Source organism: Rhodococcus sp. 11-3 (assembly GCF_023704055.1).
In the GTDB taxonomy this organism is placed as follows: Bacteria; Actinomycetota; Actinomycetes; order Mycobacteriales; family Mycobacteriaceae; genus Rhodococcus; species Rhodococcus aetherivorans.
The window spans coordinates 322,738-343,705 of the sequence record NZ_CP080406.1 but is presented as its reverse complement, the minus strand read 5'-3'; the positions used below and the strand labels follow the sequence as shown (position 1 = coordinate 343,705).

The following is a 20,968-nucleotide window of genomic DNA, read 5'->3' as shown; positions in this document are numbered from 1 at the left end:
GCGGGGTGGTCTCGCTACGGACTGACCGGCCGGCCCGGAAAAACTCATCGCCGTGGATCGTCGGCTCACAGCCTGGACGCGAGCAGCTGCGCGAGGTGTACCCCTCGCCGGTCGGTGAGGTCGGCGATCTGGGTGCGGCAGGAGTAGCCGTCGGCGAGCACGACGTCGTCCGTGCCCGCGGCGGCGATCGCGGGCAGCAGCTGGTGCCCGGCGACGGCGACGGAGACGTCGTAGTGCCCGGGCACCACGCCGAAGTTGCCGGCGAGACCGCAGCATCCGCCGAGCCGGGTGACCGTCGCGCCGGCCCGGCGCAGCAGCGCGGCGTCGGCGCCCCACCCCATCACGGCGTGGTGGTGGCAGTGCGGCTGGGCCACCACCGTCGTCCCGGACAGCGACGGCGGCTCCCAGTCGCCGAGCAGCTCGGCCAGCGTCACCGTCGACTCGGCGACGACGCGCGCCGGCTCGAACCCGAGCAGCTCGACGGCGTCGGAGCGCAGGACCGCGGTGCACGACGGTTCGAGCCCCACGATCGGCATGCCGGCCGGGAACAGGGCGGAGAGGGTGCGGCCCAAGATCTTCCGGGCGGCATCCAGCTGACCGGTGGTGATCCACGTCAGGCCGCAGCACTGTTGCCGGTCGGTCACGCACACCCGTCGGCCTGCGGCCTCGAGCACCCGCACCGCGGCGATCGCCACCTCCGGGGTGAAGTACTCGGTGAAGGTGTCGACGAACAGCAGGACGGGCTCGCCGTCCGTGCGACGCTCGGCGGCCGTGTCTGCGAACCAGCGGCGGAACGTGCGCGGCGCGAACTCGGGCACGCGGCGGCGCCGGTCCACTCCGGCGAGGGTCAGCCCGGCGGCCGCCACCCCCGGCACCTTGCCCAGCGCGTTCACCGCGCGCGGCGCCCGGCTCGCCAGCGCCGCCCAGCGCGGCAGCCGCCCGAGGGTGTAGTGCGTGACGGGACGCACGCGGCCCTGGTAACTCTGGTGCAGCACTTCGGATTTGAAGGTGGCCATGTCCACACCGGTCGGGCAGTCGGAGGCGCAGCCCTTGCACGCCAGGCACAGTTCGAGCGCCTCGTGCACCTCCGGTGAGCGCCAGGATCCGGTGACGAGGGTGCCGTTGAGCATCTCCTGCAGGACCCGGGCCCGGCCGCGGGTGGAATCCTTCTCCTCCCGCGTCGCCAGGTACGACGGGCACATCACCCCACCGAGGCCGGCGGTGTCGGCGCGGCACTTGCCGACACCGGTGCAGCGGTGCACGGCCTGCGTGAAGTCGCCGCCGTCACCGGTGTACCGGAACGCCAGGCCGTCCTGGACCCGTTGCGCGGCCGGGACTCTGAGGTCCCGATCCGAGGGGACGGGATCGACGAGCACGCCGGGATTGAGCAGGCCCTCGGGGTCGAACACCGCCTTGACCGCCCCGAACAGCCGCAGCGCGGTCGGCGAGTACATCAGGGGCAGCAGTTCGCTGCGCGCCCGGCCGTCGCCGTGTTCGCCGGACATCGAGCCCCCGAACGAGGCCACGAGTTCACCTGCCGCGAAGAGGAATTCGCGGAATATCCCGGGTATCTCGAGCGGCACGTCGAGGCGGATGTGGATGCAGCCGTCGGCGAAGTGCCCGTACGGATAGCCGGTGACGCCGTAGCGGGTCAGCAGCGACTCGAACTCGCGCAGGTACTCCCCCACCCGCTCCGGCGGGACGGCGGCATCCTCCCAGCCGGAGTGGGCGGGCAACCCGGCGGGGCTGCGCCCGGACAGCCCGGCCCCGTCCTCCCGGATCCGCCACAGTTGCGCGGCCTTCCCCGGATCGGTCACGATCAGCGAATCCACCGCCGAGACGGCGTGTTCGAGAGACGACGCCCGGGCGAGCACCTCGCCGGCGTCGTCGCCGGACAGTTCGACGAACAGCCACGCCGCCCCGCGCGGCAGCGGCGGCACCGCCGCCGGGCCGCGCCGCGCACGCACCACGTCCACGATCCGCGAGTCGAGTCCCTCGCACGCGGTCGGGGTGAAGCCGAGCAGCGCGTGGGCGGCGTCGCCGGCCGTCGCGATGTCGGGGTAGCCGAGGGCCACCAGGACGCGCACCGCGGGATCGGCGACGAGCCGCACCGTCGCCTCGGTGACGACGCCGAGCGTGCCCTCGCTGCCGACGAGGAAGCGCAGGACGTCGAACCCGTTCTCCGGCAACAGGTGTTCGAGGGCGTAGCCGGACGCCTGCCGGCCGAACCGGCCGAACTCGGTGCGGATGGTGGCGAGGTGGTCGAGCACGAGGCGGCGCAGCGATTCCAGGACGGGGGCGTCGTCGGGCAGCGACAGGTGCCGGCCCGCGCCGGTGAGCACCTCGAGGCCGAGGACGTTGTCGGAGGTGCGACCGTAGCCGAGGGTGCGGGCACCGCAGGCGTTGTTGCCGATCATCCCGCCGACGGTGCAGCGGTTGTGGGTGGACGGGTCGGGCCCGAAGCGCAGTCCGTACGGGGCGGCCGCGCGCTGCAGTTCGGACTGGACGACGCCGGGCTGCACCGTCGCGGTGCGGGCCTCGGGGTCGATCTGCAGGACACGGCCGAGATGACGGCTGAAGTCGAGCACGACGCCGGGGCCGACGGCGTTGCCGGCGACGGACGTTCCGCCGCCGCGCGAGGTGAACGGAACGCCGTGCCGGCGGCACACCTCGAGCACGGTGGCGACCTCGTCGATCTCACGGGGCCGCACCACCGCCTGCGGGGGCACCCGGTAGAGGGAGGCGTCGGACGAGTACAGGGCCCGGGTGGTGGTGTCGTCGAGCACGTCGGAGATGCCCGCGCCACGCAGGGCCTCGCCGATCGCCGTCGCCCTGGCCATAGGCCGATGCTAGTGCCTACCGGGGTCGCTTCGTCGCGGGTCGGACCGGCGCACCCGCGGATCGATACGTCCTCAGCGCTGGGTGAGGACGACCGGTCCGTCCTCGGTGATCGCGACGGTGTGCTCGCAGTGCGCGGCCCGGCTGCCGTCGGCGGTGCGCAGCGTCCACCCGTCCGGGTCGTGCCGGTAGGCGTCGTCGCCCCCGGCGTGCAGCATCGGCTCGATGGCCAGCACCAGCCCGGGCCGCAGCCGCATCCCGCGACCGGCCCGGCCCTCGTTGGGCACGTGCGGGTCCTCGTGCATGCGGCGGCCGATGCCGTGGCCACCGTGGTCGGCGAGCATGCCGTAGCCGCGGGAGCGGACGTAGCCGCCGATCGCCGCGCCGATGTCGCCGAGGCGGTTGCCCGGCACGGCCGCGGCGATGCCGCGCGCGAGGGCCTCCTCCGTCGCGGCGATCAGGGCGAGGGCCTCGCGGTCGGCGGCGCCGACGGTGAAGCTCACGGCGGCGTCCCCGCACCAGCCGTCGAGCACGGCCCCGCAGTCGATGCTCACCAGATCGCCGTCACGCAACCGGTAGCCGCCGGGAATGCCGTGGACGACGCCGTCGTCGACGCTCGCGCACACGACTCCGGGGAACGGCGACGGAGCCCACTCGGGGTGGTAGCCGAGGAACGGGGAGGTCGCGCCGGCGTCGCGGACGACCGCCGCGGCGACGTCGTCGAGTTCCTTCAGGGACACCCCGATCGCCGCGTGGGCCCGCACGGCCGCGAGCGCGTCCGCGACCACGGCGCCGGCGGCCCGCATCGCCTCGATCTCGCCGGGCGTCTTCAGTTCGACCATGTCGCCTCCCAATAGAAATACCGGTATTACTATACGGGCATGGTGCGCGAACCGCTGACCCCGGTCCAACTCGAACGCGGCCGGCGGCTCGGCGAACGTCTGCGCGCGGCGCGCGGCACCGCCAGCATGGCAACGGTCGCCGGCGACGCCGGCATCTCCGTCGAGACGCTCCGGAAGATCGAGACCGGCCGCATCGCCACGCCCGCCTTCTTCACCGTCACCGCGCTCGCCCGGGTCCTCGGGCTCTCCCTCGACGACCTGGCCGGCGACCCGGCGGGCGACCCCGTCGAGCACGGGGCCGCCTCCTGACCGGAGGTGCTCACCCCCGGCACCACCCTCCCTCGCCTAGCATCGATCCTTGTGCCCGTCGATGTCCTTTCGCCCGAAACGCCCGCTTACGCCGATACGAAGGCCCGCGTGCGCACGGCCAGGATCGTCGCGACGGTCACCGGACTGCTCGGCATGGTGCTCGCCCTGGCCGTGCCGTTCCTGCCGGTCCGGCAGGAGGCCGCCACCGTCAGCTGGCCGCAGGGCACCGACCTGACCAACATCGAGGCGCCCCTCGTCTCCTACACCCCCCTCGAACTGCGGGCGAGCGTGCCGTGCTCGGCCTTCCCCCTGCTCGGCGACGACGGCGGCACCCTGGTCTCCACCGTGCCGCCGGGCGCCCCCGACGCCACCGAGAACGCCCTCGTGATCCGGACCGTCGCCGGCACCGACGGCGGCTCCGCCACCGTGGAGGTGGTGCTGCGCAACTCGGTGGTCGTGTCGGCACCGATCGACGACGAGCACCGGTGCACAGCCGTCACCGTCGCCACCAACGCCGACCGCACCGCCGCCGAGATCGTCGGCCTCGAGCAACACGACGACGGGCACCACGTCGCCATGCTCGACGGCGATCACCGGCCGCAGATGGTCGGGGTCTACTCCGATCTGCAGGGCTCGGTGGAGGCCCTCAACTCCGGCCCGAACGCCGAGCGGCTGTCCGTCCGCGCCGCCCTCGACTCGCGGTTCACCTCCACTCCGACGCTGGTCAAACTCGTCGCGATGGTCGCCTGCCTCCTTGCGACCCTGCTGTCACTCGTGGCGCTGCACCGGCTCGACGGCGTCGACAACCGCCGCGCCCGCCGGGTCCTGCCCGCCCACTGGTGGCGGTTCACCGCGGTGGACGCGGTCGTCGTCGGCACGCTGCTGCTGTGGCACGTCATCGGCGCCAACACCTCCGACGACGGCTACATCCTCACCATGGCCCGCGCCTCCGACGGCGCCGGCTACATGGCCAACTACTACCGATGGTTCGGCGTCCCCGAGGCCCCGTTCGGCTGGTACTACGACGTGCTCGTCCTGCTCGCGAAGGTCTCCACCGCCAGCGTGTGGATGCGGCTGCCCGCCCTGCTCGCCGCCGTCGCCTGCTGGATGGTCATCAGCCGCGAGGTCATCCCCCGGCTCGGAGTCGCCGTCCGCCGTAACCGCATCGCGCTGTGGACGGCGGGCCTGGTGTTCCTCGCCTTCTGGCTGCCCTACGACAACGGCCTGCGGCCCGAGCCCATCATCGCGCTCGGCGCCCTGCTCACCTGGTGCTCGATCGAACGCGCCGTCGCCACCGGCCGCATGCTGCCCGCCGCGATCGCCGTGCTGCTCGCCGCCTTCTCCCTCGCCGCGGGTCCCACCGGGCTCATCGCGGTCGCCGCGCTCGTCGCCGGAGCCCGGCCCGTCGTCGTCCGGCTGGCCGGTCGCCGCCGGCTCGTCGGGGTCCTCCCGCCCGTGGCTGCCATCCTCGCCGCGGGCACCGTCGTCCTCGTCGTCGTCTTCGCCGACCAGACCCTCGCCTCGGTGCTCGAGGCGACCCGGGTGCGTTCCGCCGTCGGACCCAACGTGCCCTGGTTCGACGAACGGCTGCGCTGGGACGCGCTGCTGACCGTCTCCCCCGACGGCTCCCTCAGCCGCCGCTTCGGCGTGTTCGTCATGCTGCTGTGCCTGGTGGTGTGCGTGATGCTGATCCTGCGCAAGGGCCGCATCCCCGGCACCGCCCTCGGTCCGTCGCGCCGCATCCTCGGCATCGTCTTCGCGTCGCTGCTGCTGATGATGCTCACCCCGACCAAGTGGACCCACCACTTCGGCGTGTACGCCGGACTGGCCGGGTCCGTCGCCGCGCTCGCCGCGGTCGGCGTCGGCGCCGTCGGCATCCGCTCCGCGCGCAACCGCGCCCTCTTCACCGCCGGGGTGCTGTTCGTGCTGGCGCTGGCGTTCACCGGCTCCAACGGCTGGTGGTACGTCTCCAGCTACGGGATCCCGTGGTGGGACAAGCCGCCGTCCATCTCCGGACGCGCCTTCTCCACCGCCCTGCTCGCGCTGGCCCTCGTCGCGCTGGCCGTCGCCGCGTGGTTCCACCTGCGCGAACCGTTCGCCACCCCGAAACCCGACCGCAACGGCCGGGTCAGGGCGATCGCCTCGGCGCCGCTGACCGTCGTCGCCGCGGGCGTCGTCCTGTTCGAGGTGCTCTCGCTCGTCAAGGGCGCGGTCGCGCAGTACCCGGCGTACTCGATCGCCCGGTCGAACGCGGCCGCCCTCACCGGCAGCAGCTGCGGCCTCGCCGACGACGTCCTCGTCGAGACCGACCCCAGCGCCACCGCGCTGGCCCCCCTAGACGGCGACGTCGCCGAGGCGCTCGGCGCCGGCGCCGCCGACGGCTTCACCCCGAACGGCGTCGCTCTCGACCTCACCGCCGACGAGGAGATCTCCACCACGGGCGGCGCCAACACCGTCGACACCGACGGGGGCGGCACCACCACCTCCACGGGCGCCGGCACCGGCGGCGGCCGCGGCGCCGCCGGCATCAACGACAGCACCGTCGCGCTGCCGTTCGGCCTGGACCCCGCCCGCACCCCCGTGCTCGGCAGCTACCGCACCGGGGCGCAGCAGGAAGCCGACCTCGAGTCCGGCTGGTACGCGCTGCCCGAACGCACCGACGCCACGCCGCTGCTGGTCGTCACCGCCGCCGGCCGCGTGCACTACGTCGACCCCGACGGCGTCCTCACCCCGGGCGCGGACGTGCTGCTCGAGTTCGGGCGAACCGGCGGCGATTCGAACGTCGAACCGCTGGCGCGCGTCGCGCCCGTCGACATCGGGCCGTCCCCGTCGTGGCGCAACCTGCGGGTGCCGAGCGACCGGATCCCCGCCGACGCCGACGCGGTCCGGCTGGTGGTGACGGACGGCAACCTGGCACCCGACCAGTGGGTGGCCGTCACCCCGCCGCGGATGCCGCGCCTCGAGACGTTGAACACCCTCGTCGGCTCCACGGCCCCGGTCCTGCTCGACTGGTCGGTGGGCCTGGCGTTCCCCTGCCAGCGTCCGTTCGATCACCGCTACGGCGTCGCCGAGGTCCCCGAGTACCGGATCCTGCCCGACCGGGTCGGCGCCGACTCCACCAACGGCTGGCAGGACGACATCGGCGGCGGGCCGCTCGGCTGGATACCGCTGCTGCTCACCGCCGAGACGATCCCCACCTATCTGAACCACGACTGGGACCGCGACTGGGGCTCGCTGGAGCGGTACACGCCCATCGACCCGGGCGCGACGACCGCGGAGATTGCCACCGAGAACGTCGTCCGCTGGGGCTGGTGGTCGCCCGGACCGATCCGCGACGGAGTGCCCGTAATGCGTGAATAGGGTCCTACGCGGTGGTAGGGACGGTGCGTCCACTCAGCTGCGCCCGATACCATCGACAATCGTGCCCGACGACGTGACCACAGTTCCCGCCCCCTCCGCAGCCGTTCCCCGGCCGCCGGTTGCCCGGGATCTGCGGGCGCAGTACCGCACCGCCCGGCTCGTCGCCGCGGTGGCGGGTCTGCTCGGTGTGCTCCTCGCCGTCGCGACCCCGTTCCTGCCCGTCAAGGTCACCGAGGCCACCGTCACGTGGCCGCAGAACGGCTCGACCGGGCCGGTCGAGGTGCCACTCATGTCGCAGGTGCCGCGGCAGCTGAGTGCGACGGTGCCGTGCACCGCCGTCGCCGGCATGCCCCCGGGCGGCGGCCTGCTCCTCGCGACCGCACCGGCCAGCGGTGAGGGCGCCGCGCTCAACGCGATGTTCGTGCGAGTGGGCGCCGAGAACGTCGACGTCCTCGACCGCAACGTCGTCGTGGCCACCGCCCCGCGCAGCGACGTCGAGTCCGCCGCGTGCACCGAGATCAGCATCTTCTCCGACGTCGACCGCACCACCGCGGAGTTCGTCGGCCTCAGCGACGAGAACGGCAACCCGCGCGCCGGTGAGCTGACCGGCGACCTGCGTCCCCTCGTCGTCGGCGTGTTCAGCGACCTCGACACCCCGGTTCCCGGCATGTCGGTGACCGTCGACGTCGACTCCCGGTTCTCGTCGTCGCCGACGCTGGTCAAGCTCCTCGCGATGATCCTGGCGACGCTGTCGACCGCGCTGGCGGTCGCCGCGCTCGCCAAGCTCGACGGCACCGACGGCCGCGGGCACCGCCGCTTCCTGCCGTCGCACTGGTGGAAGTTCACCGGCGTCGACGCCGTCGTCGTCGGCACCCTCGCCGGCTGGCACTTCTTCGGTGCGAACACCTCCGACGACGGCTACCTGCTGACCATGGCCCGGGTCTCCGAGCACTCCGGCTACATGGCCAACTACTTCCGCTGGTTCGGCGTCCCCGAGGCCCCGTTCGGCTGGTACTACGACGTCCTCGCCGCGTTCGCCGAGGTCTCCACCGCCAGCGTCTGGATGCGGCTGCCCGCCCTGCTCGCCGGCATCACCTGCTGGATGGTCATCAGCCGCGAGGTGGTGCCCCGCCTCGGCCGCGCCGTCCGGCACAACACCGTCGCCCTGTGGACCGGCGGCCTGGTGTTCCTGGCCTTCTGGCTGCCCTACAACAACGGCCTGCGCCCCGAGCCGATCGTCGCGCTCGGCGCGCTGCTGACCTGGTGCTCGATCGAACGGGCGATCGCCACCGGCCGCCTGTTGCCGGCCGCGACGGCGGTCATGATCGGCGCGTTCACCCTCGCCGCCGCCCCGACCGGCCTGATGTGTGTGGCCGCGCTGCTCGCCGGCATCCGGCCCATGACCCGCATCGTCGTCCGCCGCCACCGCGAGGTCGGGACACTGCCGCTGCTCGCACCGATCGCCGCCGCGGGCACCCTCGTGCTCGTCGTCGTGTTCTCCGACCAGACCCTCGCCGCGGTGCTCGAGGCCACCCGCGTGCGCACCATCATCGGCCCGAACGAGGAGTGGTGGAACGACTTCCTCCGCTACTACTACCTGTTCGTGCAGACCGTCGACGGCTCGCTCGCGCGCCGGTTCGCGTTCCTCGTCATGCTGCTGTGCCTGTTCACGTCGCTGCTGGTGCTGCTGCGCCGCCGCCGCATCCCCGGCGTCGCGACGGGCCCGTCGTGGCGGCTGATCGGCATCGTCTTCGGCACGATCTTCTTCATGATGTTCAACCCCACGAAGTGGACCCACCACTTCGGGGCGTACGCGGGCATCGCGGGTTCTCTCGCCGCGCTCACCGCGGTCATCGTCTCCGCGAGCGCGCTGCGGTCGCGGCGCAACCGCACCATCTTCCTCGCCGGGCTGCTGTTCGTGCTGGCCGTGTCGTTCGCGGGTATCAACGGCTGGTGGTACGTGTCGAGCTACGGCATCCCGTGGTTCGACAAGACCGTCTCGCTGAGCGGCAACCAGTCCAGCTCGCTGTTCCTGCTCCTCTTCGGGCTCGCTCTCGGGCTCGTCGCGTGGCAGTACCTGCGTGAGGGCTACGCGCCGCCGCAGCCCAAGCCCACGACCCGCAAGGGCCGCCGGATCCGCAAGTTCGCGGCGGCGCCCCTGACCGTCGTCGCCGGAGCGATGGTGCTCTTCGAGGTGCTGTCGCTGCTCAAGGGCGCGGTGTCGCAGTACCCGGCGTACTCGCTCGCCCGGTCCAACGTCGGCGCGCTCGCCGGCCAGACGTGCGGCCTGGCGAACGACGTACTCGTCGAATCGGACCCGAACTCCGGGCGGCTCGCGCCCATCGTCGACCCGGACAACCCGCCGCTGAACGGCGACGCCCTCGCCGGCGCCGCCCCCGAGGGCTTCAGCCCCAACGGCATCCCGTCGGACCTCACCGCCGACTACGTGGAGGTCAAGCCCGGCCAGGGCAACACCGACAACCAGAGCGTCGGGCCGACGTTCGAGACCGGCGCCGGCGGCGGCACCACGGGCGGCACCGGCGCCCGCACCGTCAACGGCTCCGAGGCCAAGCTGCCCTTCGGCCTCGACCCGGCCGTCACCCCGGTGCTCGGCAGCTACCAGGAGGGTGTGCAGGAACCGGCGCTGCTCACGTCGAGCTGGTACGGGCTGCCCGAGCGCAGCGACGACGCGCCGCTCGTCGTCATCTCGGCGGCCGGCCGCATCTGGTCCGTCGACGACACCGGCGCCACCACCTACGGCCAGTCGCTGCTCGTCGAGTACGGCAGGCGCCTGCCCGACGGCACCGTGGAGCCGCAGGGCACCTACCTGCCGCGCGACATCGGGCCCGCACCGTCGTGGCGGAACCTGCGGATCCCGCTGTCCGAGCTCCCCGCCGACACCGACGCCGTCCGCATCGTCGCCAACGATCCCAACCTCACCGGCGACCAGTGGCTGGCGTTCACCCCGCCCCGCGTGCCGAAGCTCGACACGCTCAACACCGTGATCGGCTCGGAGCAGCCGGTGCTGCTCGACTGGGCGGTCGGACTGCAGTTCCCGTGCCAGCGCCCGTTCGACCACCGCTACGGCATCGCCGAGATGCCGGACTACCGCATCCTGCCGGACCGTCCGCTGGCCGTATCCTCCACCGACACTTGGCAATCCGCGGACAACGGCGGCCCTCTCGGCTTCACCGAAGCCCTCGCCCGCCCCGAGCAGATCCCCACGTACCTCGAGAACGACTGGGCCCGCGACTGGGGCTCGCTCGAGCGGTACGTGCGGTTCTACCCGAACGCCGTGCCGGCCGAGCCGCAGACCGAGGCGATCACGCGCTCCGGCCTGTGGAATCCGGGCACGCTGCGCGTATACGAGTAGGTCCGTCGGCGAGCCCCGTCCGCGTGCCGCGCGTGCCTTCCGGCCGAATGTCACATATGTTCGCTTCGATCGACCGAACGTGACATCCGGCCGGCGGGCACGGCCGGCAACGAAAGGACCTGAATGTCGAGGAAGTTCGCCGCCCGGACCACCGCCGTGGCCGCATCCGCTGTGGTCCTGGCGCTGCTGAACGCGCCGGCCGCATCGGCGCAGACCGTTCACGCGGCGACGTTGGGACCGGTCGTCGGATCGACCGGCGTGGGAACCGGATCCGCCGCTCCCACCGAGGCGCTCGTCCACGACTACGTGAATGTCTACACCAACGTCAACACGCCCGGCGTCACGCACTTCGGTGGGAGCGTCAAGTGCTTCTGCCTCGTCACGTGGGTGAACGAGGACACGGGCACGACGGGCGTGAACGAACTACCGGACTTCCCCGAGATCGGCGAGGAGCAGGTCCTCAGCGGTCGAGCCGAGACCGGCCCCGGACGGGTGCGGGCGACGGTGACCGTTCCGGACGGCACGACCTGGGTCTCGGCGTCGGGCAGCTGGGTCGTTCCCTGACCCACTCCCGCACGCAATACCCCCGCATGCGCCTTCACGTCTCCCGGCCGAATGTCACATACCGTCACTTACATTGAACTCATGTGACATTCGGCCACCACAAGGTTATCCACAGGCCGACGAGACGGTCTTTCGTAGGACACCATCCCCCTGCAGGCTGTAGCCATGAAACGGGGGACATGGGGAGACGACCCCGAAGAGCTGTTCGCACTGAGCACCAACGGCGTCATCCGGACGGCAACGCTGTTGAGGCACGGCGTCGCCGGCGGCACGATCGCCGGCCGATGCCGTAAGGGCGGTCCGTGGCAGCGCGTCCTGCCGGGCGTGGTGGCGCTGCACAACGGGCCGCTGTCCGTGTTGCAGCGCAACACGGCCGCGCTGCTGTACGGCGGCGATTCGGCGCTGATCTCAGGTCATGCCGCGCTCGGGATACACGGCTACACCAACTCGGCGACGAAAAGTGAGGTGCTGCTACTCATTCCGCATACCCAGCATCGGCGCAACTTCTCGTTCGTCGCCGTCGAGCGGAGCTGGCGGATACCCGAGCCCATCATCAAAGGCACGCTGAGAATTGCTCCGGTGGACCGCTGTCTGCTCGATGCGGCACGCAGAATGTCGCAGCTCGATCCGTGCCGGGCCCTGCTGGCGTCGGGGATTCAGCGCGGAGACGTGACCGTCGACGACCTGGCACACGAACTGCGCGCCGGCAGCTGCCGCGGTAGCGCCGTGCCGCGCACCGTGGTTCGAGAGCTCTCGCACGACGCGCATTCCGTGGCCGAGATCGCAGCACAGAAGCTGTACGCGACGAGCGGGTTGCCATCCATGGCCCACAACGTCGACGTCGAGACCGACGACGGTACGTGGATCGCCCGCCCCGACGGGTGGCTCGATTCGGTCGCAGTGGCATGGGAGATCGATTCGCTGAAATACCACTTCTCACCGAAGGCGCACGAGACGACGCTCGTCCGACGGGCCGCGATGCAGCGCAACGGCATCATCGTGGTGTCGCACCTACCGAGGCAGATCCGCGACGACCCGGCCACGGTGCTCGCGGACCTGGAGGCCGCCTACCACCAGGGCACACAGCGCCCGCGTCCCCCGGTGCGGTCACGCGCGGACTGACCCCGGACACCGCTGTGGGCCGAATGTCACATGCATTCATTTCCATTGCATGCATGTGACATTCGGCCCGCCCGAACAGAATTCGGGTGTTACGAACTAGAGCGGAAGCAGGTGGTGCTTGCGCGGGTTCTTGAACACCGTCTTGTCGCGCAGCAACGTCAGCGCCTTGCGGATCTCGAGGCGCGTGGTGTGCGGCTCGATCACCGCGTCGATGTAGCCGCGCTCGGCGGCGATGTACGGCGTCGCGATGTGCTCGTTGTAGAAGTTGATCAGCTGCTGGCGCACCGCGGGAGCGTTGTCACCGGCGGCCTCGATCTGGCGGCGACCGATCACCGCGACGGCACTCTCGGCACCCATCACCGCGATCCGGGCGGTGGGCCAGGCGAAGTTCACGTCGGCGCCGAGCTGCTTCGACCCCATCACCGCGTAGCCACCGCCGTAGGACTTGCGCACCACCACGGTCACCTTCGGTACCGACGCCTCGACGAACGAGAACAGGAACCGGCCGCCGCGCTTGATGACGCCGATCTTCTCCTGCTCCACACCCGGCAGGAAGCCCGGGGTGTCGACGACGAACACGAGCGGAATGTCGTACGCGTCGCACACCCGCACGAAGTGGGCGGCCTTGTCCGAGCTGGCGGCGTCGAGCGCCCCCGACAGGTACAGCGGCTGGTTGGCGACGACACCGACGGGCCGGCCGTCGACGCGGGCGAATCCGGTGATGATGTTCGGCGCGACCTGCGAGCGGATCTCGAAGAAGTCGCCGTCGTCGAAAATCTTGAGCAGGATGTCGTGCATGTCGTAGCCGGAGTTGTCGGCGTCGGGCATGAACGTGTCGAGCTCGAGATCGTCCTGCGTGATCTCCGGCTCGAGCCCCGGGTTGACGATCGGGGGCTTCTCCTGCGCGTTCGACGGCATGTAGCTCAGGTACTTGCGGGCCCACTCGAACGCGGCCTTCTCGTCCGGCGCGACGTGGTGCACGTTGCCGTACTCGGCCTGCTTGCGGGCGCTGCCGAGTTCCTCGAGGCTGACGTCCTCACCGGTGACGGACTTGATGACGTCCGGTCCGGTGACGAACATGTACGCCTCCTCGGTGGCGATGACCACGTCGGTGTTGATGGGGGCGTACACGGCGCCGCCGGCGCACTTGCCGAGGATGATCGACACCTGCGGGCACAGACCGGACAGCGGCTCGTGCCGCTTGCCCAGTTCGGCGTACCACGCCAGCGACGTCACGGCGTCCTGCACGCGGGCGCCGCCGGAGTCGTTGATGCCGACGACGGGGCAGCCGATCTTCAGCGCGAAGTCGAGGATCGCGGCGACCTTGCGGCCGAACATCTCGCCGACGCTGCCGCCGAACACGGTCTGGTCGTGCGAGAAGACCGCGACGGGCCGGCCCTCGACGGTGCCGTGACCGACGACGACACCGTCACCGTAGAGGGCGTCGTCGCGGCCGGGCGTTTTCATCAGCGCACCGATCTCGACGAAGCTGCCCGGGTCGAGCAGCATGTCGATGCGCTGCCGGGCACTGGGGATGCCCTTGGCGGCGCGCTTGGCGAGCGCGGCCTCCCCGGCCGGTTCCTTCGCGATCGCGAGATTCTTGCGCAGCTCGGCCAGCTTCCCGGCCGTCGTCGTGGTCACTACTCGATCAGCTCCTCGTGGCCTCGATGTCGGCCAGCTTGCGTGTCAGGTCGGCCCCCACCTTCCCGATGTACGGCTCGTCGACCACCTGGAGGTGGTCGCCGCCGACATGGATGACCTCCAGATTACGGACCGCCTCGCCCCAGCCGCCGTCGGGCTGCCGGGTTCCGAACGCGGGCTCGAGTTCGATGGCGTCGTCGTGGTAGCGGTCCGCCATGTACAGCACCACGTCGCCGTCGTACGGCTCGAGCTTCGCGGTCTGGATGGCCCGGTTGTCCAGCCACGACGTGCGCTGGTGCTCGATGATGCCGCCGGGGATCCTGGTACCGCTCATCCTGAGCAGGTCCATGAGGATGCGCACCTGGCCCTCGTCGTCCGTCGCGGCGAGCTTGTCGTACGGCAGCGGTGCGTCGACCCCGTACGTCTTCTTCGCGAACCTCGCGTACCGCTGCCAGCGCTTGGTGATCTCCTCCGGGGTGTCCTCGACCTTCTCCCCGGCCATGACCGTGTCGATGAGGCCGACGAGCCGCACGTCCTTGCCCTCCGCGCGCAGCAGCTTGGCGACCGCGTAGGCGAGCACACCGCCCAGCGACCAGCCGTACAGCACGTACGGACCGTCGCCCTGAATCTCCTTGATCTGCGGCAGATATTCCTGGGCGCGCTTCTCGATCGGGCCCTCGGTGCGTTCGAAGCCGTACATCGGGGTGCCCTCGGGCAGCCGGCGCAGCAGCGGTTCGTACACGACGGTGGAACCGCCGGCCGGATGGAACACGAACACCGGGACGGCGTCCGACCCCTCGGGGCGCGGGCGCAGCGTACGGACGAGCCCGTCGATGCGGTCGGCCGACTCCAGGTGCCGGCGCACGCTCTCGGCGAGCTGCTCGATGGTCTCGGCGTCGAGCACGTCGTCGACGGTGACCTCGCCGTTCGCCCGCTCGGTCAGCCGGGCCGCGAGGCGCTCGGCCGTCTCGTCGTCGAGGATCGGCAGGGTGTTGAAGATGCCCTTCGCGGACTGTCCGGTGATCACGGCCCAGGTCGCGAACGTGAGCCGCTCGGCCGCGTCGCGCGGGGGCACGTCGGTGCCGGATGCCTCCGCAACCGCCTGCCGGTCGGTCACGTCGGTGGCCTTGTCGGCTTCGGTGCTCGCACCGGCCTCCGCGGCTTCAGCGGCCTCGGCGGCTTCGAGGATCGCCTCCGCCTCGTGCACCACCCCGGTGTCCTCCACGGCCGAGATCGGGGGCAGCTCGAGCGTCGTGTCCTCCCGCTCGGCGGTTTCGCGGTCGGCGGCCTGCTGTGCGGCGAGGGCGGCGACCTCCTCGCGGTTCTCCACGGCGTACCGCAGGTACTTCGCGACGTCGCGCAGGCTGGCGTCCTTCACCGCGGCGAGCTGCAGCTGCGGGATGTCGAACTCGTACTCGACGCGGTTCTTGATCCGCACCGCCATGAGCGAGTCCAGACCCAGCTCGATCAGCGGGATCTCGACGGGCAGGTCCTCGGGCGCGTAGCCCATCGACTCGGCGACGATCAGCGCCAGCCGATCCTCGAGGGTCTGCGACCCGGCCGGGTTCCACTTGTCGCCGAAGGTCTCGACCACCTCGGGAAGCGTCTCGACCGGCCCGCTGGACCGCTCGGCCGGCGCGGGCGCCGCGGCGGGCGCGGGCAGCGCTTCGCCGGAGGCCACGACCGCGTCGAACAGCAACCGGAACTCGCCGCTCGCCGCATCGCGCCCGTGCACGTGCAGCGACGCGCCGCCGGGGTGCCGGGTCAGGGTGGTGGTGAGGGTGCCGCTGGTGGGGACGTCGCCGTGCGGGACGGACGCGGTGAGGGTGACGTCGGCGAGCGTCTGCGACGCGGCGGCGACGACGAGCTCGCCCAGGTCGGTGACGGCGTCGGCGCGCACCTCCCACACGTGCCGGCCGTCGGGCAGCGCGACGTGCGCGCCGGGCACGCGGGCGTTGCCGCCGGTCCCGATGCGGGTCTCGAGCCAGAACGGCTTGCGCAGGAACACCGTCCGCGGCAGGTCCGCGTACTCGCCGGCCGGAAGCAGGCTGCGCAGGTCCACGGCGTGTCCGTGCACGTACAGCTGGGCGAGGGCGGTGAGCACGCCGAGCGGCTCGTCCTCCTTGCGCTTGAGGGTCTGGATCAGCTGGGTGTCGATCACGCCGGCGGCGTACGCCGTCGCGGCCACGGACATCAGCGCGACGGGGTTGGGTGCCAGCTCGACGAACGTGGTGTGCCCGTCGGTGACGGCGAGCTTGACCGCGTTGGTGAAGTACACGCTGTGCCGCAGGCCCTTGGTCCAGTACTCGACCTGGTGGATGGGGTCGTGGCCGGCGCGGTAGTGGGTGTCCTGGTCGACCGACGAGTACACGTCGACCTTCGGCTTGTGCGGCTCGATGCCGGCGAGTTCGGCGGCGAGCTCGCCGAGCAGCGGATCCACCTGCGAGGTGTGGCTCGCGCCCTTGGTCTGCAGGACGCGGGCGAGCTTCTCCTCCGACTCCGCCCGCGCGACGATCGCGTTGACCTCGTCCTGTGGGCCGCCGATGACGGTGTGCGTCGGCGCGGCGTAGACGCAGACCTCGAGGTGCGGGTAGTCGGTGAGGACCAGCTCGATCTCCGCGGCGCTGTACTCGACGAGCGCCATGAGCCGGATGTCGTCGCCCTCGAGCAGCGCCTCGGCCTCGCCCATCAGGCGGGAGCGGGCGCAGATGACGCGGACGGCGTCCTCGAGCGACAGACCGCCGGAGATGTACGCGGCCGCGGCCTCGCCCATGGAGTGGCCGACGACGGCGGACGGCTCGGCGCCGTGGTGGCGCAGCAGCTTCGCGAGGGCGACCTGGATGGTGAAGATGCCGACCTGCGAGGTCTCGACGTCGTAGTCCTGGCCGTCGTCGAGGAACTTCTCCTTCATGGAGTAGCCGGCCTCGTCCTCGATCAGCTCGTCGATCTCGTCGACGGCCGCGGCGAACACCGGGTTCTCGAGGTACAGCTGCTTGGCCATCTTGCGGTGCTGCGAGCCGAAACCGGACAGCACCCACACCGGCCCGTTGGCGGCGGGGGCGTCGGCGGAGAACACGCCCTGCGCGGGCTTGCCGGCGGCGACGGCGCGCAGCCCGGCGATGGCCTCGGCGCGCGTCTTCGCGATCACGACGGCGCGTGAGCGGCCGTGGTTGCGGCGGGAAAGGGTGCGAGCGACGTCGGCGAGCGGCGTGGTGCTGCCGGCCTCGGTCTCGAGCCAGTCGGCGAGGTCGGCGGCGGCCCGGCGACGACGCGACGGCATCGCCGCGGACACCGCGAGCAGCACCGGGTGTTCCTCGCCCTGCTCCGAGCGAATGTGCCCTTCAGCTCCTTCAGCCGACGGAACGATACGTTCGCTCGACTCCGCGTCCGCTTCGGGTCCGGTGTACTCGCGGACCACGACGTGCGCGTTGGTGCCGCCGAAGCCGAAGCCGGAGACGCCGGCGATCGCCTTGCCGGTGTAGCGCGGCCACTCGGCGCCCTCGGGGATGACCTTCAGGCGGGCCTGCTCGAACGGGATGTACGGGTTCGGCGCGGTGTAGTTCAGCGTCGCCGGCAGGTGGTTCTCCTGCATGGCGAGGACCACCTTGATCAGGCCCGCCGCGCCGGCGGCCGCCTCGAGGTGGCCGAAGTTGGTCTTCGCCGAGCCCAGCAGCACCGGCTTGTCGGCGTCGCGGCCGCGGCCGACGACGCGGCCGAGGGCGTCCGCCTCGATCGGGTCGCCGAGCACGGTTCCGGTGCCGTGGGCCTCGATGTAGTCGACGCCGGACGGCAGGATGCGCGCGTCCCGGTAGGCGCGGCGCAGCACGTCGACCTGGGCCTCCGGGTTCGGGGCCGCCAGGCCGTTGGAGCGGCCGTCCTGGTTGACGGCGGAACCGGCGATGACGGCGAGCACGGTGTCGCCGTCGCGTTCGGCGTCCTCGAGCCGCTTGAGCACGACGAGGCCGCCGCCCTCGGCGCGGACCATGCCGTCGGCGTCGGCCGAGAACGCCTTGATGCGGCCGTCGGGGGCCTGCACACCGAGCTGGTCGAAGCCGAGGGTCGCGGCGGGCGCGACGAGCATGTTCACGCCACCGGCCAGCGCCACGTCGGCGTCGCCGTCGCGCAGGGCGCGCACCGCCTGGTGCACGGCCACGAGCGACGACGAGCATGCGGTGTCCAGGGCGACGGACGGGCCACGGAAGTCGAAGAAGTACGAGACCCGGTTGGCCACGATCGACGTGGCCGTGCCGGTCAGGGCGTACGGGTGTGCGGCGGACGGGTCGCTCACCGCGAGGAGCTGGTAGTCGTTGGCGGAGCTGCCGATGAACACACCGACCGGGCGGCCCTTGAGGTCGCTGGCCGGGATGTGGGCGTGCTCGAGCGCCTCCCAGGTGAGTTCGAGGGCGAGGCGCTGCTGCGGGTCGACCATCTCGACCTCGCGCGGCGACATCGCGAAGAACTCGGCGTCGAAGCCCTTGACGTCGTCGAGGTAGCCGCCGCGGGTGTTGGCTGCGGCGATGGCCGACGAGATCTGCGGATCGTCGGCGAATTCGGACCAGCGGCCCTCGGGGAGGTCGGTGATGCCGTCGCGGCCCTGGGCGAGCAGCTCCCACATCTCCGCGGGGGTGCTCACGTGCCCGGGCAGCCGGGCGGCGAGACCGACGATCGCAACATCGTGCGTCCTGCCGGCCGGACCGGCGGCGTAGAAGGCGCTGTCGTCGCCCTCCGGGAGCTCGGGTTCGCCCTCGATGATGCGCGTGGCCAGCGACGCGATGGTGGGGTGCTGGTAGGCGATCGTGGCGGTGAGGGTGACGCCGAGCAGTTCCTCGACCTCGCCGCTGAGCGCCACGGCGTCGCGGGACGAGAGGCCGAACTCCTCCATCGGGCGATCGTCGGAGATCTGCGCCACCGGTTGCCCGGTAGCCTCGGCGATCCAGTTCCGCAGCCACTCGCGCAGCTGCGCGACGGTCATTTCAGTGTCAGCCATCAACCCACCACGCTACCCGGGAAAGAGAACAATTTTTATACGCTATCGGGGAATGCCTGCTGGGTGTAACCACCGCGCAGGGTTCCCTCGATGTAGGCGGCCTTGCAGGCGCGCCGCGCGATCTTGCCACTCGACGTGCGCGGGATCGACCCGGCAGGCACGAGCAGCACGTCGCGCGCGGTCACCCCGTGCCGTGCCGAGATCGCCGCGCGAACGGTGTCCGCGACGGGTTGCGGATCCGCCTTGCCCGCGCCGGGCGCCCGCTCGGCGACGATGACCAGCTGCTCCGAGGCGTCGTCGGGATCGAACTGCAGACCCGAGTGCGAATTCTCGAACACCACCTGCGGCAGCTGGTTGGCCGGCACGGCGAAAGCGGCGACGAAGCCGGGACGCAGCGCGGAGCTGGCCTCCTGCGCCGAGAACTCCAGGTCCTGCGGGTAGTGGTTGCGGCCGTCCACGATCACCAGGTCCTTGACGCGGCCGGTGATGTACAGCTCGCCGTCGACGTACACGCCGTAGTCGCCGGTGCGCAGCCAGTGGGCGTCCGCGGGCGTGCCCTCGGCGTGGCTGCTCGCGGGCAGGCGGTCGACGAGCTTGTTGTGGAAGGTCTCGTCGGTCTCCTGGGTGCGCCCCCAGTACCCGATGCCGATGTTCTCGCCGTGCAGCCAGATCTCGCCGACGTGCCCGTCCGGCACCTCGGTGGCGGTCTCCGCGTCGACGATCGCGGCCCACTGGCTGCGCGCGACGTAACCGCAGGAGACCTGCGCGATGGCGTTCGGCGCCTCCTTGTCGACCTTGACGATGCGGCCGGCGTTGAGCTCGTGACGGTCGACGTAGATGACCCGGGCCTCGTCGGTGTGCCGCGTGGACGAGACGAACAGCGTCGCCTCGGCCATGCCGTACGACGGCTTGATCGCGGTCTTCGGCAGGCCGTACGGCGCGAACGCGTCGTTGAACTTGCGCATCGAGGACGTGGTCACCGGCTCGCTGCCGTTGATCAGGCCGATCACGTTGCTCAGGTCGAGGGTCTCGCCCGGCTTGGGCAGGCCCCGCGCGGCGGCGTGCTCGAACGCGAAGTTCGGCGCGGCGGCGAACGTGCCGGCCCCGTCGGAGACGGCGGCGAGTTCCTTGATCCACCGGCCCGGCCGCTGCACGAAGGCGCGCGGGCTCATGATGGTGATGTACTTGCCACCGATCGCCGGCAGGATGACGGTGAGCAGGCCCATGTCGTGGAACAGCGGCAGCCACGTCACGCCGCGCGAACCCTCGTTGAGTTCGATGGAATCGGCCATCTGGATGCAGTTGGTGAGCACACCGCGGTGGGTGATCTCCACGCCCGCGGGCACGCGCGTCGATCCGGAGGTGTACTGCAGGTAGGCGATGTCGTCGGTGCCGATGTGGGGCCGCGTCCACGAGCCGGCGACAGTGTCGGGGATCGCGTCGACCGCGATGATGCGAGGCCGCTCCGCCGCGGGCAGCGGCCGGAAGAACTGCCGGACCCCGGCCGCCGAGGAGGTGGCGGTGAGGATGGCGCTGGGCGTGCAGTCGCCGAGCACGGCGTGCAGCCGGTCGGTGTGGCCGGGTTCGTCGGGGTCGAACAGCGGGACGGCGATGGTACCGGCATAGATGGCCGCGAAGAAGGAGACGACGTAGTCCAGGCCCTGCGGGGCGAGGATCGCGACGCGGTCACCGGGCTTGGTGACCTGCTGCAGCCGGGCCGCGATCGCGCGCAGGCGCACCCCGAACTGCTGCCAGGTCAGCTCGTGGACCTCGCCGTCACGTTCCCGCGAGTAATCGATGTAACGGTACGCAAGATCGTCGCCGTTCTCGGCGAAATGCTGCTCGAGGTGGTCGAGCAGAGTGTTGCCCTCGGGCAACACGATCTGTCCGTTCTCATCGATGAACTCTTCGAACCCGACGCTCATTCCTTCT

General features: G+C 71.4%; 10 protein-coding genes. 5 read left to right on the top strand and 5 right to left on the bottom strand.

The features are described from left to right. Positions 1 to 65: 65 nt before the first annotated feature. Positions 66 to 2,840 (bottom strand): FAD-binding and (Fe-S)-binding domain-containing protein, encoded by a 2,775-nt coding sequence (locus KZJ41_RS01545; protein ID WP_065923191.1) that lies wholly within the window; start codon positions 2,838 to 2,840, stop codon positions 66 to 68. Between the two features lie 72 nt (positions 2,841 to 2,912). Then, entirely contained in the window at positions 2,913 to 3,680 is a 768-nt protein-coding gene (map, locus tag KZJ41_RS01540) for a type I methionyl aminopeptidase (RefSeq protein ID WP_043800432.1), read from the bottom strand. A 39-nt stretch (positions 3,681 to 3,719) separates the two neighbouring features. Between map and KZJ41_RS01535 the strand changes: the two genes are divergently transcribed. From KZJ41_RS01535 to KZJ41_RS01515, 5 genes are all read left to right on the top strand, one after another. Further along, on the top strand, positions 3,720 to 3,989 hold the full coding sequence (locus KZJ41_RS01535; protein ID WP_029547035.1) for a helix-turn-helix domain-containing protein: 270 nt from the start codon (positions 3,720 to 3,722) through the stop codon (positions 3,987 to 3,989). Between the two features lie 108 nt (positions 3,990 to 4,097). Then, a complete protein-coding gene (locus tag KZJ41_RS01530; protein WP_029547034.1) occupies positions 4,098 to 7,349 on the top strand; it encodes an arabinosyltransferase domain-containing protein in 3,252 nt (1,083 codons plus the stop codon). Between the two features lie 61 nt (positions 7,350 to 7,410). After that, positions 7,411 to 10,722 carry an arabinosyltransferase domain-containing protein gene (locus KZJ41_RS01525; protein ID WP_050034384.1) on the top strand — a complete coding sequence of 1,104 codons (3,312 nt, stop codon included), beginning with the start codon at positions 7,411 to 7,413 and terminating at the stop codon, positions 10,720 to 10,722. 123 nt (positions 10,723 to 10,845) lie between these two features. Then, a complete protein-coding gene (locus KZJ41_RS01520; RefSeq protein ID WP_006933304.1) occupies positions 10,846 to 11,286 on the top strand; it encodes a hypothetical protein in 441 nt (146 codons plus the stop codon). 165 nt (positions 11,287 to 11,451) lie between these two features. After that, entirely contained in the window at positions 11,452 to 12,408 is a 957-nt protein-coding gene (locus KZJ41_RS01515) for a hypothetical protein (protein WP_251550038.1), read from the top strand. Between the two features lie 96 nt (positions 12,409 to 12,504). On the opposite strand, the gene KZJ41_RS01510 is transcribed toward KZJ41_RS01515, so the two are convergent. From KZJ41_RS01510 to fadD32, 3 genes are read right to left on the bottom strand one after another with little or no spacing between them, the layout of a single operon-like run. Continuing rightward, the gene (locus KZJ41_RS01510; RefSeq protein ID WP_006941932.1) at positions 12,505 to 14,049 is read right to left on the bottom strand and encodes an acyl-CoA carboxylase subunit beta; all 1,545 of its coding nucleotides are present in this window, start codon (positions 14,047 to 14,049) and stop codon (positions 12,505 to 12,507) included. Positions 14,050 to 14,056: 7 nt separating this feature from the next. Then, positions 14,057 to 19,021: a polyketide synthase Pks13 gene (pks13, locus tag KZJ41_RS01505; RefSeq protein WP_029547032.1), complete on the bottom strand. Its 4,965-nt coding sequence runs from the start codon at positions 19,019 to 19,021 to the stop codon at positions 14,057 to 14,059. Positions 19,022 to 19,071: 50 nt separating this feature from the next. Further along, a complete protein-coding gene (gene fadD32 / locus KZJ41_RS01500) occupies positions 19,072 to 20,961 on the bottom strand; it encodes a long-chain-fatty-acid--AMP ligase FadD32 (RefSeq protein WP_006941930.1) in 1,890 nt (629 codons plus the stop codon). Positions 20,962 to 20,968 lie beyond the last annotated feature (7 nt).

Excerpts from the sequence above, each read along its gene's own strand:
- KZJ41_RS01545 (WP_065923191.1), bottom strand. The coding sequence starts at position 2,840 with ATGGCCAGGGCGACGGCGATCGGCGAGGCCCTGCGTGGCGCGGGCATC.
- map (WP_043800432.1), bottom strand. The coding sequence starts at position 3,680 with ATGGTCGAACTGAAGACGCCCGGCGAGATCGAGGCGATGCGGGCCGCC.
- KZJ41_RS01535 (WP_029547035.1), top strand. The coding sequence starts at position 3,720 with ATGGTGCGCGAACCGCTGACCCCGGTCCAACTCGAACGCGGCCGGCGG.
- KZJ41_RS01520 (WP_006933304.1), top strand. The coding sequence starts at position 10,846 with ATGTCGAGGAAGTTCGCCGCCCGGACCACCGCCGTGGCCGCATCCGCT.
- KZJ41_RS01515 (WP_251550038.1), top strand. The coding sequence starts at position 11,452 with ATGAAACGGGGGACATGGGGAGACGACCCCGAAGAGCTGTTCGCACTG.
- pks13 (WP_029547032.1), bottom strand. The coding sequence starts at position 19,021 with ATGACCGTCGCGCAGCTGCGCGAGTGGCTGCGGAACTGGATCGCCGAG.
- fadD32 (WP_006941930.1), bottom strand. The coding sequence starts at position 20,961 with ATGAGCGTCGGGTTCGAAGAGTTCATCGATGAGAACGGACAGATCGTG.